The sequence below is a fragment of the uncultured Xanthomonas sp. genome (assembly GCF_964278005.1).
Lineage (GTDB): Bacteria > Pseudomonadota > Gammaproteobacteria > Xanthomonadales > Xanthomonadaceae > Xanthomonas_A > Xanthomonas_A sontii.
The window spans coordinates 77,482-92,971 of record NZ_CAXYKF010000018.1 but is presented as its reverse complement, the minus strand read 5'-3'; the positions used below and the strand labels follow the sequence as shown (position 1 = coordinate 92,971).

Below are 15,490 nucleotides of genomic sequence, written 5' to 3'. Positions count from 1 at the left end.
CGTGTCGAACTGGCCTCTACTCTCCATCCTGATCTGGCTGCCGATCATCGGCGGTGCCCTGGTGCTCGCCCTGCGTGATGCGCGTGCGGCGCGCTGGGCGTCGCTGCTGGTGGCGTTGCTGACCTTCGCGCTCAGCGTGCCGCTGCTCACCGGTTTCGACTACGCCAGCGACGCGCTGCAGTTCGTCGAGACCCATGCCTGGATCCCGGCATACGACATCGGCTACAACCTCGGCGCCGACGGCATCGCGGTGGCGCTGATCGTGCTGACCACGCTGGTCACGGTGCTGGCGCTGATCGGCGCGTGGACCTCGATCGACAAGCGCGTCAACCAGTACGTGGCCGCGTTCCTGATCCTGGAAGGCGTCACCGTCGGCATCTTCTCCGCCACCGACGCGATGCTGTTCTACGTGTTCTTCGAGGCGATGCTGATCCCGATGTTCCTGATCATCGGCATCTGGGGCGGCCCGCGCCGCATCTACGCCGCGGTCAAGTTCTTCCTGTACACCTTCCTCGGCTCGGTGCTGATGCTGGTCGGGTTGATCTACCTGTACCTGAAGGGCGGCAGCTTCCAGCTCGCCGATCTCTACCAGCTGTCGCTGACCTCGAAGGAGCAGACCTGGCTGTTCTTCGCCTTCCTGATCGCCTTCGCGGTCAAGGTGCCGATGTTCCCGGTGCACACCTGGCTGCCGGACGCGCACGTGGAAGCGCCGACCGCCGGTTCGGTGATCCTGGCGGCGATCGCGCTGAAGATCGGCGGTTACGGCTTCCTGCGCTTCAACCTGCCGATCCTGCCCGACGCCAGCAACGAGTGGGCGTGGCTGGTGATCGCGCTGTCGCTGATCGCGGTGATCTACGTCGGCCTGGTCGCCCTGGTCCAGGACGACATGAAGAAGCTGATCGCCTACTCCTCGATCGCGCACATGGGCTTCGTCACCCTCGGCAGCTTCGTCGCCTTCGCCCTGGTCGGCTTCGGCAGCACCGATGCGGCCCGGTTGGGCCTGCAGGGCGCGATGGTGCAGATGATCTCGCACGGCTTCGTGTCAGGCGCGATGTTCTCCTGCGTCGGCGTGCTGTACGACCGCATGCACACCCGCCGCATCGCCGACTACGGCGGCGTGGTCAACGTGATGCCGTGGTTCGCGACCTTCGCGATGCTGTTCTTCATGGCCAATGCGGGCCTGCCGGGCACCAGCGGCTTCGTCGGCGAGTTCATGGTCATCATGGCCAGCTTCCAGGCGCACCCGCTGCTGGCCTTCGGCGCGGCGACCACCCTGGTGATCACCGCCGCCTACACCCTGTGGCTTTACAAGCGCGTGTTCTTCGGCGAGGTCGCCAATGCGCACGTGGCCGAGCTGAAGGACATCAACGGCCGCGAGGCGCTGGTGCTGGGCGTGTTCGCGCTCGGCGTGCTGGCCCTGGGCCTGTATCCGAAGCCGTTGACCGACCTGATGGAGCCCTCGATCGCGAAGCTGGCGGCGCAGATCGCCACCAGCAAGCTGTAAGCGGCCGTCGAGCGTATTGATTCCAGAGATTTGATGATGACCACCCCTGCGCTGCTGCCTCTGACCACCGTCGACCTGCCGCCCCTGCTGCCCGAGCTGGTGCTGACCGCTGGTGCCTTCTTCCTGCTGATGCTCGATCTGTTCATCAGCGAGCGCAACAAGGCCTGGACCCACATCGTCTCGGTGGCGATCCTGGTCGCGGTGTTCGCGATGCTGCTGGCCGGCGTGGGCGGGCAGGGCGAGGTGTTCAACGGCATGTTCGTGCGCGATGCCGCCGCCGACGTGATGAAGACGGTGATCGTCGGCCTCAGCGCGCTGACCCTGATCTACGGCTGGAGCTACCTGCGCGAGCGCAAGCTGTACCAGGGCGAGATCCCGGTGCTGGTGCTGTTCGCCACGGTCGGCATGATGATCCTGGTCTCGGCCGGCAGCCTGCTGATGGTCTACCTGGGCCTGGAACTGCTGGCGCTGTGCTCCTACGCGCTGGTCGCCTCCAACCGCGACAACGGCATGGCCACCGAAGCGGCGATGAAGTACATCGTGCTCGGTTCGCTGGCCTCGGGCTTGCTGCTGTACGGCATGTCGCTGATCTACGGCGCCACCGGCACGCTGAGCCTGAGCGGCATCCACGAGGCGATCGGCAACGGCCGCGAGCACATGCTGCTGCTCACCGGCACGGTGTTCATGATCGCCGGTGTCGCCTTCAAGCTCGGCGCGGCGCCGTTCCACATGTGGCTGCCGGACGTCTACCAGGGCGCCCCGGCGCCGATCGCGCTGTTCATCAGCTCGGCGTCCAAGCTGGCCGCGTTCGGCATGGCCTACCGCCTGCTGGAAGTGGGCGTGGGCCCGCTGGCGGCGCAGTGGCACTGGGTGATCGGCGGCCTGGCGGCGCTGTCGCTGGTGGTCGGCAACCTGATGGCGGTGGCGCAGAGCAATCTCAAGCGCATGCTGGCGTATTCCACGGTCTCGCACATCGGCTTCCTGCTGCTGGGCGTGGCCGGCGGCGGCGAGCGCGGCTATGCGGCGGCACTGTTCTACGCGATCTGCTATGCGGTGATGTCCACCGCCTCGTTCGGCGCGATCATCGCGTTGTCGCGCAAGGGCTTCGAGGCCGAGAACATCGACGACTTCAAGGGCCTGAACGCGCGCAACCCGTGGATGGCGCTGCTGGTGCTGTGCATCATGGCCTCGCTGGCCGGCGTGCCGCCGTTCCTGGGCTTCTGGGCCAAGCTGGCGGTGCTGGGCGCGGTCGTCGCGGTGCCCGACCAGAACCTATGGTGGACCGGCCTGGCGGTGCTGTCGGTGCTGTGCGCGGTGATCGGCGCGTTCTATTACCTGCGCGTGATCAAGGTGATGTATTTCGACGAGCCGGTCGGCACGCCGCTGCCGGCCAACGACGACCGCGTGCTGGGCGTGGCGCTGGGCGTCAACGCGCTGGGCCTGCTGGCCTTTGGCCTGGCCTGGAGCCCGCTGATGGCGTGGTGCCAGCGCGCCTTCGCGCACCTGGCCTGATCGCGAAAGGGCGGTTTTCCCGCTGTTTTTCGCCAACGCCGCCGCAAGGCGGCGTTGGCGTTTTTGCATTCGGCGATGCGATTGTTGTTTCGTTTTCCATCGTGTGCGGTTATCATGGCGTCCTTCGAACGGCAGCGTCGCTACCGCATCGAGATGAAAATCAGGGCTTGCAATCGACGCACTGATTCTTCATAATTCCGCTTCTGCTGCGGGGTGGAGCAGTCTGGCAGCTCGTCGGGCTCATAACCCGAAGGTCGCAGGTTCAAATCCTGCCCCCGCTACCATCTTTGTCTGCAGCGGCAACCAGTGCATCGGTTGTCTGCGGCAGGGAAGTTTGGGCTTCGCGATGACGCATGTTCCCGTCGTCGCAACCGGAATCCAGCGTGACCGGAGTTTTACCGGACAAGGGGCCCAGAGGGCCCTTTGTCGTTTCCGGGGTCCGGGAAATGCACGCAATCGACTTTTCAACCCTTCAGATGCAAGGCAGGCTGTGAGCGACAAGGCAAACGAAATCGCGACTCTGCTGGGCCCGACCGTGGACGCGTTGGGCCTGGAACTGCTGGGCGCGGAATACCTGCCGGCCCCCGGCGGCGCCACGCTGCGCCTGTACATCGACGTGCCGCTGGCCGAGCAGCCCGAGCGCATCGTCAACATCGACGATTGCGAGCGGGTCAGCCGCGAGGTGTCGGCGCAACTGGACGTGGAAGACCCGATCAGCGGCAACTACACGCTGGAAGTGTCCTCGCCGGGCGTGGACCGGCCGCTGTTCAGCGCCGAACAGTTTTCCCGCCATGTGGGCGAATCGGCCAAGGTGGTGCTGAAGTTGCCGCAGCAGGGCCGTCGTCGCCTGCAGGGGCGCATCGTGCAGGCCGACGCCGCTGCCGGCCGCATCATCTTCGAGGTCGACGGCGCCGAACTGGCGGTGGACTTCGACAACATCGACAAGGCGCGGATCATGCCCGACTGGGCGGCGCTGGGTCTGGCGCCGACCAAGCCGGGCAAGGGCCCGAAGCCGGCCGGCAAGAACGCAAAATCCAATAAGAAACCATCCAACGAACCGGCGGCCGACGAGGCTGCGCGCGGAGCGAAAGAATGAGCAAGGAACTGTTGCTGGTAGTCGACGCGGTGGCCAACGAAAAGGGCGTGCCGCGCGAAGTGATCTTCGACGCGATCGAGGCCGCATTGGCGTCGGCGGCGAAGAAGCGCTACCCCGACCAGGACGTGCTGACGCGCGTCACCATCGACCACAAGGACGGCACCTACGAAACCTTCCGGCGTTGGGAAGTGGTGGCCGACGATGTGGTGATGGAATCGCCCGACCGGCAGATCCGCCTGATGGACGCGGTCGACGAGGCCGAGGGCGTGGACGTCGGCGACTACATCGAAGAGCAGATCGAGAACCCGGACTTCGGCCGCATCGCCGCGCAGGCCGCCAAGCAGGTGATCGTGCAGCGCGTACGCGAGGCAGAGCGCCAGCAGGTGGTGGACGCGTGGAAGGATCGCGTCGGCGAACTGGTCACCGGCGTGGTCAAGCGCGCCGAGCGCGGCAACATCTACGTGGACCTGGGCGGCAACGCCGAGGCCTTCATCCCCAAGGACAAGGGCATCCCGCGCGACGTGCTGCGCGCCGGCGACCGCGTGCGCGGCTACCTGGCCGAAGTGCGTTCGGAGCCGCGCGGCCCGCAGCTGTTCATCAGCCGCGCCGCGCCGGAATTCATGATCGAGCTGTTCAAGCTGGAAGTGCCGGAAGTGGGCCAGGGCCTGGTCGAGATCAAGGCCTGCGCGCGCGATCCGGGCGACCGCGCCAAGATCGCGGTGCTGGCGCACGACACCCGCACCGATCCGATCGGCGCCTGCATCGGCATGCGCGGTTCGCGCGTGCAGGCGGTGTCCAACGAGCTCAACGGCGAGCGCGTGGACATCGTGCTGTGGAACGACAACCCGGCCAACTTCGTCATCAACGCGATGGCGCCGGCCGAGGTGCAGTCGATCATCGTCGATGAAGAGAAGCACTCGATGGACCTGGCGGTGGCGGAAGACCGCCTGGCCCAGGCGATCGGCAAGGGCGGCCAGAACGTGCGCCTGGCCAGCCGCCTGACCGGTTGGCAGCTCAACGTGATGACCGCCGAGCAGGTCGCGGCCAAGTCCGAGGCCGAGCAGGCCGTGGCCCGCCAGCTGTTCATGGACAAGCTGGAAGTGGACGAGGAGATCGCCGCGATCCTGGTCGCCGAGGGCTTCAACTCGGTCGAGGAAATCGCCTACGTGCCGGTCGGCGAGCTGCTGGCGGTGGAAGGCTTCGACGAGGACATCGTCGAGGAATTGCGCGCGCGTGCCCGCGACGCGCTGCTCAACGAGGCGCTGGCCGCCGAGGAGAGCGACGACGACGGTGTGCCGGCGGCGGACCTGCTGTCGCTGCCGGGCATGGACGAAGCCACCGCCTACGCGCTGGCCGGCCATGGCGTACGCACCAGCGAGGACCTGTCGGATCTGGCTGCCGACGAAATCCTCGAGTTCGGCATCGAGGACCTGGACAAGGACCGCGCCGCGGCCCTGATCCTGGCCGCCCGCGCCGAGGAGATCGCCCGCCTGGAGCGCGGCGAATGAGTCAGCGATGAATGCCGCCCTGACCCGATCAGGGCTTAGAATCCGCGCTACCTTCGCACGCGGCGAGGGGGCGCCAACCAGATCATAGGATCCGAATGTCGCAGCAAACCACCATCCGCAAGCTGGCCGAACTGGTGAACACGCCGGTCGAGAAACTGCTGGTTCAACTGGCCGACGCCGGGATGAAGTTCAGCGGTCCCGACCAGGTCGTCACCAGCACCGAAAAGATGAAGCTGCTGGGCTTCCTGCGCCGTACCCACGGCAAGACCGACAAGCCGGTCGAGGAAGAAGCCCAGGCCGCGCCGAAGAAGATCACCCTGAACCGGCGCAAGCTGCAGGAAGTGACGGTCAGCGCCGGGCGCAGCAAGACCACGGTCAACGTCGAGGTCCGGCAGAAGCGCACCTACGTGAAGTCGGCCGAGGACCTGGCCGCCGAGCGTGCGGCGCCGTCCGCGGGCGGACGGGTGGACGACGAGCGCGCCGAGATCCTGCGCAAGCTGGAGGAATCCAAGCAGCGCAATCTGGCCGAACAGCAGAAGCTCGCCGAGCAGGACCGCGCGCGCGCCGAGGAAATCGAGCGCAAGCGCAAGGCCGAGCAGGAAGCGCGCGAGCGTGCCGAGGCCGAGCAGCGAGCGGCCCAGGCCGCGCTGGACGCCGAGTCGGCGCCGCCGGCTGCGGCGCCGTCCGCGCCTGCCGCCGACCGCAACGCCCCCGCCGCCGCGCCGCGCGCGCCGCGTCCGCCGATGGCGCCGCGTCCGGCCGGCGCCGCGCATCCGGCCAAGCCGGCCGCGCCGCGCAGCGACGACCGCAACAATGCCAACAACAAGCACAAGACCCGCGGCTCGCACGTGATGGTCGCCGGGGTCGAGGACGACGACAGCACCAGCCGCTTCGCCGGCCAGCTGCATCTGTCCGCGGCCGACCGCGCGCGCCGTTCCAACGTGCGCGGCAAGCCGCGCGGCGGCAGCCACAGCGGCGGCCGTCGCCAGGCCGAGCCGTCGCGCAGCGGCGGCGGCGCGCACGGCTTCGAGCGTCCGACCGCACCGGTGGTGCGCGAAGTGGCGATCGGCGACACCATCACCGTGGCCGACCTGGCGCAGAAGCTCGCGCTGAAGGGCGGCGATGTGGTCAAGGCGCTGTTCAAGATGGGCGTGATGGCCACCATCACCCAGACCATCGACCACGACACCGCCGCGCTGGTCACCGAGGAACTCGGCCACAAGCCGACCCGCGCCGGCAGTGCCGACGCCGAGGACGCGCTGCTGGCGCACACCGAGGACGCGCAGGGCGAGAAGCTGCCGCGGCCGCCGGTGGTCACCATCATGGGCCACGTCGACCACGGCAAGACCTCGCTGCTGGACTACATCCGCCGCACCAAGGTCGCCTCCGGCGAAGCCGGCGGCATCACCCAGCACATCGGCGCGTACCACGTCGAGACCGATCGCGGCGTCATCAGCTTCCTGGACACCCCGGGCCATGCCGCGTTCACCTCGATGCGCGCGCGCGGCGCCAAGCTCACCGACATCGTGGTGCTGGTGGTCGCGGCCGACGACGGCGTGATGCCGCAGACGGTCGAGGCGGTCAAGCATGCGAAGGCGGCCGGCGTGCCGCTGATCGTGGCGGTCAACAAGATCGACAAGTCCGGCGCCGATCCGCTGCGGGTCAAGAACGAGCTGCTGGCGCAGGACGTGGTCGCCGAAGAATTCGGTGGCGACACCCAGTTCGTCGAACTCTCGGCCAAGACCGGCCAGGGCATCGACGTGCTGCTGGACGCGATCTCGCTGCAGGCCGAAGTGCTGGAGCTGCGGGCAGTGGCCGAAGGCCGCGCCAGCGGCGTGGTGATCGAGTCCTCGCTGGACAAGGGCCGCGGCCCGGTGGCGACGGTGCTGGTGCAGCAGGGCGCGCTGAAGAAGGGCGACTACCTGGTGTGCGGCATCCAGTACGGCCGCGTGCGTGCGCTGTTCGACGAGACCGGCAAGCAGCCGGATTCGGCGGGTCCGTCGATCCCGGTGCAGGTGCTCGGCCTGTCCGGCGTGCCGGATGCCGGCGACGACTTCGTGGTCGTCGACGACGAGCGCCTGGCCAAGGACGTGGCGCAGCAGCGCGAGACCAAGCGCCGCGAGTCGCGCCTGGTGTCCTCGGCGGGCAGCCGCATGGAAGACATCATGTCGCAGCTCGGCAAGGGCGAAGGCCAGCTGTCGCTGAACCTGGTGATCAAGGCCGACGTGCAGGGTTCGGTGGAAGCGCTGAAGCAATCGCTGACCGCGCTGTCCAACGAGCAGATCCGCATCAACGTGATCCACTCCGGCGTGGGCGGCATCACCGAGTCCGACGCGAATTCGGCGCTGGCCTCCAAGGCCACGGTGATCGGCTTCAACGTGCGTGCCGACGCCTCGGCGCGGCGCATCATCGAGACCAACGGCATCGACCTGCGGTACTTCTCGATCATCTACGACGTGATCGACCAGGTGAAGCAGGTGGCGTCCGGCCTGCTGGGCGTGGAGATCCGCGAAGAGATCATCGGTATCGCCCAGGTGCGCGACGTGTTCCGCAGCTCCAAGTTCGGCGCCGTCGCCGGCTGCATGGTCGTGGAGGGCGTGGTCAAGCGCAACAAGCCGATCCGCGTGCTGCGCGACAACACCGTGGTGTTCGAGGGCGAGCTGGAATCGCTGCGTCGCTTCAAGGAGAACGTCGACGAAGTGCGCAACGGCACCGAGTGCGGTATCGGCGTGAAGGCCTACAACGACGTCAAGGCCGGCGACCAGATCGAGTGCTTCGAGCGCATCGAAGTGCAGCGTACGCTGTAAGAGCCGGGAATCGGGAATCGGGATTGGGGAATGGGAGGAGCGGGGCGCTGCAGGTGCGTCGCTCGTCCCAGACCCTTCCCGATTTCTTTATTCCGAACAGAGAGATTTTCGCTATGCCCACCAAATCCTTTCACCGTACCGATCGCGTGTCTGCGCAGATCCGGCGCGACCTCGGCACGATCGTGCATGCGGCCGTGCGCGATCACGGCCTGCCGTCGGTCAGCGTGTCCGACGTCGAGGTCACCCGCGATCTGGCCCATGCCAAGGTGTTCGTCACCGCGCTGATGCAGGAACGCTCGGCCGAGGCGGTCAAGGGCCTGAAGGAACTGGCGCCGCAGCTGCGCAGCGAGCTGGCGCGGGCGATGAAGCTGCGCCACGTGCCCGAACTGCATTTCCACTACGACGATTCGGTCGATCGCGGCGAGCGCATCGACAATCTGCTGCGCGACATGCCGGAACTGCAGCAGGCGCAGGACGACGACGGCCCTGCCGCCGACGACGCCGACACGGCGCCGCGCAAGGACTGAGTCCGCTGCCGACGCCGTGGCGTCGGCGTCCAGTGTTCGAGTGCGGGCGCCGAACGCGAGCGCCCGTTTCGCAGTCGCGATCGCGGCGCTCTTTCATCCGTCTGGCGTCACGCTGTTCCATGCGTGCCGTTCGCCCGCGCCATGCCGGGGTCGGATCCGCCAATCCCGAATCCCCAATCCCGAATCCCCGCCCAACCCCCCATGCCCGTCTTCGGCCCGCGCCTGCCTCGTATCGTCTTCCGTCGCCTCGACGGCATCGTGCTGCTCGACAAGCCGATCGGCATGAGTTCCAACGCGGCGCTGCAGGCGGCGCGGCGGCTGTTCCGTGCGGAGAAGGGCGGTCACACCGGCAGCCTGGATCCGCTCGCCACCGGCCTGTTGCCGCTGTGCTTCGGCGAGGCGACCAAGCTGGCCGGGCTGCTGCTCGGCTCGGCCAAGGCCTACGAAGCGGAGGTCGTGCTCGGCGTCACCACCGACAGCGACGATGCCGAGGGCGCGGTGCTGCGGACCCGACCGGTGCCGCCGCTGGACGCAGCGACCCTGGAGGCGGCGCTGGCGCCGTTGCGCGGGCGCATCCGCCAGCGTGCGCCGATCTACTCGGCGCTCAAGCAGGGCGGCGAACCGCTGTACGTCAAGGCGCGCCGCGGCGAGGCGATCGAGGCGCCGGAGCGCGAGGTCGAGGTGCATGCGATCGACGTGCTCGCCCACGTCGGCGACCGCCTGCGCCTGCACGTGGCCTGCGGGTCCGGCACCTATATCCGCAGCCTGGCCCGCGACCTGGGCGAGGCGCTGGGCTGCGGCGCGCATATCGCCGCGCTGCGGCGGCTGTGGGTGGAGCCGTTCCGCAACCCGCAGATGGTCACCCTGGAGCACCTGCAACACCTGGCCGCGCAGGATCCGGCGGCCCTGGAGGCGCTGGTGCTGCCGCTGGCCGCCGGCCTGGCCGATTTCCCGCCGCTGCGCCTGGAACATGCTGCGGCGCAGCGCTTCCGCATGGGCCAGCGCCTGCGCGATCCGGCCTGGGCGCCCGGCCTAGCGGCGGTGTTCGACGCCGACGGCGTCCCGCTGGGCCTGGGTCAGGTGGATGCGAGCGGGCTGCTGGCGCCGCAGCGCATGTTCAATCCGTGACCGCGCAGCGGTCGCGCCGGGTGTTACCTGACTGTCGTTCAGTCATGACGCGGTCTTAACGCCTTGTTCCTCCGGGCCGAGGCCGGTACAATTTCGCGGCCTTTCCGGCACGCTGCGCTCCGGCGCAATCCTTCGCAATCGGCGAGCCAGGCGGTGCGTCCTCTGCACGTTCCTGCCGGCCCCGCATCTCAGAGAAAAACCTCATGTCCATCGACACCCAGAAAGTCATCGAAGAAAACAAGCGCGGCGCTGCCGACACCGGTTCGCCGGAAGTCCAGGTCGCCCTGCTGACCGCCCGCATCGAACTGCTGACCGGCCACTTCAAGACCCACAAGAAGGATCACCACAGCCGCCGCGGCCTGCTGCAGATGGTCAACCGCCGCCGTAGCCTGCTCGACTATCTGAAGAAGAAGGATGGCGAGCGCTACAAGGCGCTGATCGAGAAGCTCGGCCTGCGTCGCTGAGTCAACGAACCCCACCGCGGCGCAGCGATGCGCCGCGGTTTTGTTTTGGGTAGTACCGTGGCCCGGGGATCGCTCCGCGCCACCGGCCGGATCCTCCCGGCCACCCGCCAGCGGCATGGGCCGTCAGCGGTCCATTTGCAGACAGCATCATCCAAGGAAACCCCGTGGCAAAAATCACCAAAACCTTCCAGTACGGCAAGCACACCGTCACCCTCGAAACCGGCGAGATCGCCCGCCAGGCCGGCGGTGCCGTCATCGTCAAGATGGACGACACCGTACTGCTGGTCACCGCCGTCGCCGCCAAGAGCGCGCGCGAAGGTCAGGACTTCTTCCCGCTGACGGTCGACTATCAGGAGAAGTTCTACGCCGGCGGCCGCATCCCCGGCGGCTTCTTCAAGCGCGAGGGCCGTGCGACCGAGAAGGAGACGCTGATTTCGCGTCTGATCGACCGTCCTATCCGTCCGCTGTTCCCGGAGGATTACAAGAACGAAGTGCAGATCATCGCCACGGTGATGTCGATGAACCCGGACATCGACGGCGACATCGCCGCGCTGATCGGCGCCTCGGCCGCCCTGTCGCTGGCCGGCACCCCGTTCAAGGGCCCGATCGGCGCCGCCAAGGTCGGCTACAAGAACGGCGAGTACATCCTCAACCCGACCGTGTCGGATCTGAAGGATTCGCAGCTGGAGCTGGTCGTCGCCGGTACCGCCAACGCGGTGCTGATGGTCGAGTCCGAAGCCGCGCTGCTGTCGGAAGAGGTGATGCTGGGCGCGGTCACCTTCGGCCATCGCGAGATGCAGAAGGTCATCAACGCGATCAACGAGCTGACCGTCGAAGCCGGCACCAAGCCGTCCGACTGGGTCGCCCCGTCCAAGAACGAGGCCATGATCGCCGCGCTGAAGGAAGCCGTCGGCGAGCAGCTGGCCGCCGCGTTCCAGGTGCGCGACAAGCTGCAGCGCCGCGACGCCATCGCCGCGATCAAGAAGGACGTGCTGGCGCAGCTGGCGCCGCGCGCCACCGCCGAGAACTGGGTCGCCGCCGACCTGGCCAAGGAGTTCGGCGAGCTGGAATACCAGACCATGCGCGGTTCGGTGCTGAGCACCAAGGTGCGCATCGACGGCCGTGCGCTGGACACCGTGCGTCCGATCAGCGTGCAGGCCGGCGTGCTGCCGCGTACCCACGGCTCGGCGCTGTTCACCCGCGGCGAGACCCAGGCGATCGTGGTCACCACGCTGGGCACCGCCCGCGACGGCCAGGTGATCGACGCGGTTTCCGGCGAGTACAAGGAAAACTTCCTGTTCCATTACAACTTCCCCCCCTACTCGGTGGGCGAGTGCGGCCGCTTCGGCGCGCCCAAGCGTCGCGAGATCGGCCACGGCCGCCTCGCCAAGCGCGGCGTGCTGGCGGTGATGCCGACCATGGAAGAGTTCCCGTACACCATCCGCGTGGTCTCGGAAATCACCGAATCCAACGGCTCCTCGTCGATGGCCTCGGTCTGCGGCTCGTCGCTGGCGCTGATGGACGCCGGCGTGCCGGTGAAGGCGCCGGTGGCCGGTATCGCCATGGGCCTGGTGAAGGAAGGCAACGACTTCGTGGTGCTGTCGGACATCCTGGGCGATGAAGATCACCTGGGCGACATGGACTTCAAGGTCGCCGGTACCGCCGACGGCGTGTCCGCGCTGCAGATGGACATCAAGATCGAAGGCATCACCGAAGAGATCATGAAGCAGGCCCTGGCGCAGGCGAAGGCCGGCCGTCTGCACATCCTCGGCGAGATGTCCAAGGCGCTGACCACCCCGCGTGCGGAGCTGAGCGACTACGCGCCGCGCCTGCTGACGATCAAGATCCACCCGGACAAGATCCGCGAAGTGATCGGCAAGGGCGGTTCGACCATCCAGGCGATCACCAAGGAAACCGGCACCCAGATCGACATCCAGGACGACGGCACCATCGTCATCGCCTCGGTCAACGCGATCGCCGCGCAGGCGGCCAAGTCACGCATCGAGCAGATCACCTCGGACGTCGAGCCGGGCCGCATCTACGAAGGCAAGGTCGCCAAGATCATGGACTTCGGCGCGTTCGTCACCATCCTGCCGGGCAAGGACGGCCTGGTGCACGTCTCGCAGATCTCCAGCGAGCGCGTGGAGAAGGTCGGCGACAAGCTGAAGGAAGGCGACGTGGTCAAGGTCAAGGTGCTGGAAGTCGACAAGCAGGGCCGCATCCGCCTGTCGATGAAGGCCGTGGAAGAAGGCGAGGGCGCGTCGGCCGAATAAGCCGCACGCTGTCAGCGTCGTTCCAGGGAAAAGCGGGCTTCGGCCCGCTTTTTTCTTGCCTGGCGTTTGCGCAGGCGCGACGGGGCGTCAACGGTAACGCCCCGTCGCGGCTGAAGCCGCCCTGCACAGGATGACGGAGCGCCGCCTGGCCCGCGGCTCAACCGAGGCCGTCAGCGATTGCTGGAGAGCGTCTGCAGATGCGCTGACAGCGGCCCAGGGTCGGCGAGGGTGGGTGTCGCGCGCCCGTAGCGCACGCTTCCGTAGGAGCGGCTTCAGCCGCGACCAGGCCGGTATGGCGATCTATTGGGAATGCCGGGGGGATGATCCCGAACCAGGAGCCAGCGCCGCGCCCGCGGTGGACGTTCTCAGCCGCTGCCGTCGTCGATTGCCGGATAGCGTGCCAGATGCGCCGACAGCGGCCCGGGATGGGCGAGCTGGTAGCCCTGGCCGTAGCGCGCGCCCAGCGCCTGCAGCGTCGCCAGTTCGCTCTCGGTTTCGATGCCTTCGACGACCACGTCGGCATTGGTTTCGGCGGCGAAGGACAGGATCGCCAGCGCCAGCCGTTGCCGGCGCGGTTCGGCGTCGATGCCGCGGGTCAGGGTCAGATCCAGCTTGATGATGTCCGGCGCCAGATGCAGCAGGTGGCGCAGGCTGGCGAAGCCGGTGCCGGCATCGTCGAGGGCGATGCGCAGGCCCTGCCGCTGCAGCAGGCCGATGTGCTCGGACAGGCGCGGATAGTCCGGCGCCTGCAATTGCTCGGTGATTTCCAGCACGATCCGCGACAGGTCGTGGCCGTGCAGCAGCGCCTGCAACTGCGGATGCAGCAGCGTCTGCGCGGACACGTTGATCGCCAGGTACAGCGGCGCCGGCAACTGCGTCAGCAGCTCCAGTGCCTGGCGCGCGGCGGCCAGTTCCAGGTCCAGCGCCAGCCCGACCCGGCTGGCGTCGTCGAACCAGCGCAGCGGCGGCAGCGCCGGATTGGCCGGAAAGCGCGACAGCGCCTCCACGCCGACGATGCGCTGCGAGGCCAGCGCCAGCACCGGCTGGGTGACGATCTGCAGGCGTGCGCCGGCGATGGTCTCGCGGATGCGGGTGGCGATCGCCGCCTTCTCGCGGAAGGCATGCTTTTCCACGTCCTGGCGGCGCGTGATGTCGGTCTGCAGCGCGGCGCGGTCCATCGCCAGCGCCAGCGTCGCCCCGACCAGGGTCGCCAGCAGTTCCAGCGTGCGCACGTCCTGCGCGCTGTAGGCGTTGGGTTGCGGCGCCAGCACCTTGAGTACGCCGATGCTGCGGTCGCCGTAGCGCAGCGGCACCACCAGCATCGAGCGCAGGCCGATGCGGCGGCAGGCCTCGCGGTCGACGCGCGGATCGATTTCCGAATCGTCGCAGCGCAATACCTGGCCGCTGCGCATGCACAACCCGGACAGGCTGCCGTTGCTGGGCAGGCGCAGGCCGAGGTGGCGCTCGGCGACGCCGCTGGCCGACCAGTACAGCATGTCGCTGCCGTCGCACATCTCCACCACCGCGCCGTTGGAGCGGGTCAGTTCCTGTGCGCGGTGGGTGACCACGTCGACCACCTGCAGCGGATCGCCGCCGGCCGCGGCGATTTCGCCCTGCGCCAGGATGATGCGCGACAGCAGCGCCGCGTCGTCCTGCGTCGCGGCGGCAGTGTGCTGGATGAGGTCCGAAATGTCGGATGCCTTGGCCATGTCCGCATCATGTGGCACTGCGTTGGAGAACGGCAATCGGGCGGCGCGCGCCTCGCGTAGGCAGCGTGCGGAACTGCTCGCTCCATCACGCTGCGCGCGTGCCTGCGCTCAATCGCCGGCGCCATCCTTGCGCGGTTTGCCGTACAGGCTGCGCAACTCGTCCTTGGCCTGCTCCAGGATCTTGCGGCGCTGCTCCGGCAACTGGTCGCCGGCGCGATTGATGTAGAAGGTCAGCATCGACATGGCCGAGCGATACGGACCGGTGCGGCGGCGTGCGTGCAGGTCGGCCGATTGCTTGAGCGCGTGTGCGATCGCGGCCGGGTCGTTGCCTTCGAACACGTTCGGCGCGACGCCGAGCGACGGTTGCGCGTCGTTGCCGCGGCGCTGGCCGAGGTCGTTGCTGGAGAGGAACGGGCTGCTCTGTGCCATTGGTGATGCTCCTTGGCGATGGCTGGTGGAAAGGGACAAGGCATGCGCGATCCGGCAGGGCCGGACCCGATGGCGGATGCCGCCGCCATCGCTGCCATACGCCGCAAGGCGACGGCAGATCGACATCGAAGGGACACGGAGGCGGAGGCGACGCGAACACGCGCCGCCGCGATCGCGTGTACGGGATGGAGCGTCCCGCACGCGCGATGGGCGATGCCATTGTTCGTTGGTGTTGCCGTGCCGCATTTCCGTTCCCAGAAGCGAAGCTCATGCGTCATGCGCAAACGCTAGGCCGGGATACGTGATGCTGTCGACAACATAACCGCGCTATGCGGAGCGAGTGGTAGACATTATGTCGTTCGATGAACGCTTAATAGAAAAGCCCGTAAAAACAGCGCTCGCGCGTGAATGCGCTTGATTGCCCAGATAACGTCACCATTTTCATTGCCGAGCCGATGGCGCGAGACAATCGCGTGGACAATATGCATCGGTGGCATCGTCGGTGCGCTCCGCATGCGTTGCGGCGGTGGCTT

11 protein-coding genes and 1 tRNA gene are annotated in these 15,490 nt (G+C 67.6%); 10 read left to right on the top strand and 2 right to left on the bottom strand.

Features of this window, described 5'->3' with window-relative positions:
* Position 1 precedes the first annotated feature (1 nt).
* The 10 genes from ACHWVH_RS12295 (at position 2) to pnp (ending at position 12,819) form a co-directional block, all read left to right on the top strand.
* Entirely contained in the window at positions 2-1,504 is a 1,503-nt protein-coding gene (locus tag ACHWVH_RS12295; protein WP_394687272.1) for an NADH-quinone oxidoreductase subunit M, read from the top strand.
* A gap of 36 nt (positions 1,505-1,540) precedes the next feature.
* The gene (nuoN, locus tag ACHWVH_RS12290) at positions 1,541-3,016 is read left to right on the top strand and encodes an NADH-quinone oxidoreductase subunit NuoN (protein WP_026143462.1); all 1,476 of its coding nucleotides are present in this window, start codon (positions 1,541-1,543) and stop codon (positions 3,014-3,016) included.
* Between the two features lie 207 nt (positions 3,017-3,223).
* Positions 3,224-3,300: transfer RNA gene (locus ACHWVH_RS12285), tRNA-Met, on the top strand.
* 206 nt (positions 3,301-3,506) lie between these two features.
* The gene (gene rimP / locus ACHWVH_RS12280) at positions 3,507-4,112 is read left to right on the top strand and encodes a ribosome maturation factor RimP (RefSeq protein WP_267093800.1); all 606 of its coding nucleotides are present in this window, start codon (positions 3,507-3,509) and stop codon (positions 4,110-4,112) included.
* Positions 4,109-5,620 (top strand): transcription termination factor NusA, encoded by a 1,512-nt coding sequence (nusA, locus tag ACHWVH_RS12275; RefSeq protein WP_017908136.1) that lies wholly within the window; start codon positions 4,109-4,111, stop codon positions 5,618-5,620. Before rimP ends, nusA begins: the two co-directional genes overlap by 4 nt.
* A gap of 95 nt (positions 5,621-5,715) precedes the next feature.
* Positions 5,716-8,427 carry a translation initiation factor IF-2 gene (infB, locus tag ACHWVH_RS12270; RefSeq protein ID WP_394687271.1) on the top strand — a complete coding sequence of 904 codons (2,712 nt, stop codon included), beginning with the start codon at positions 5,716-5,718 and terminating at the stop codon, positions 8,425-8,427.
* A 113-nt stretch (positions 8,428-8,540) separates the two neighbouring features.
* Positions 8,541-8,954, top strand: a complete 414-nt coding sequence (gene rbfA / locus ACHWVH_RS12265; RefSeq protein WP_267085794.1) for a 30S ribosome-binding factor RbfA — start codon at positions 8,541-8,543, stop codon at positions 8,952-8,954.
* Positions 8,955-9,155: 201 nt separating this feature from the next.
* On the top strand, positions 9,156-10,082 hold the full coding sequence (gene truB, locus ACHWVH_RS12260; RefSeq protein WP_295926787.1) for a tRNA pseudouridine(55) synthase TruB: 927 nt from the start codon (positions 9,156-9,158) through the stop codon (positions 10,080-10,082).
* A 203-nt stretch (positions 10,083-10,285) separates the two neighbouring features.
* Positions 10,286-10,546, top strand: coding sequence for a 30S ribosomal protein S15 (gene rpsO / locus ACHWVH_RS12255; protein WP_003467392.1), 261 nt, complete (start codon positions 10,286-10,288; stop codon positions 10,544-10,546).
* A 164-nt stretch (positions 10,547-10,710) separates the two neighbouring features.
* Complete coding sequence (pnp, locus tag ACHWVH_RS12250) at positions 10,711-12,819, top strand: polyribonucleotide nucleotidyltransferase (protein WP_019799235.1); 2,109 nt, start codon at positions 10,711-10,713, stop codon at positions 12,817-12,819.
* Positions 12,820-13,184: 365 nt separating this feature from the next.
* Here the strand turns inward: pnp and ACHWVH_RS12245 are convergent, their stop codons facing one another.
* Complete coding sequence (locus tag ACHWVH_RS12245) at positions 13,185-14,528, bottom strand: EAL domain-containing protein (RefSeq protein WP_394687270.1); 1,344 nt, start codon at positions 14,526-14,528, stop codon at positions 13,185-13,187.
* A gap of 108 nt (positions 14,529-14,636) precedes the next feature.
* Positions 14,637-14,957, bottom strand: coding sequence for a DUF3175 domain-containing protein (locus tag ACHWVH_RS12240; protein WP_019799233.1), 321 nt, complete (start codon positions 14,955-14,957; stop codon positions 14,637-14,639).
* Positions 14,958-15,490 lie beyond the last annotated feature (533 nt).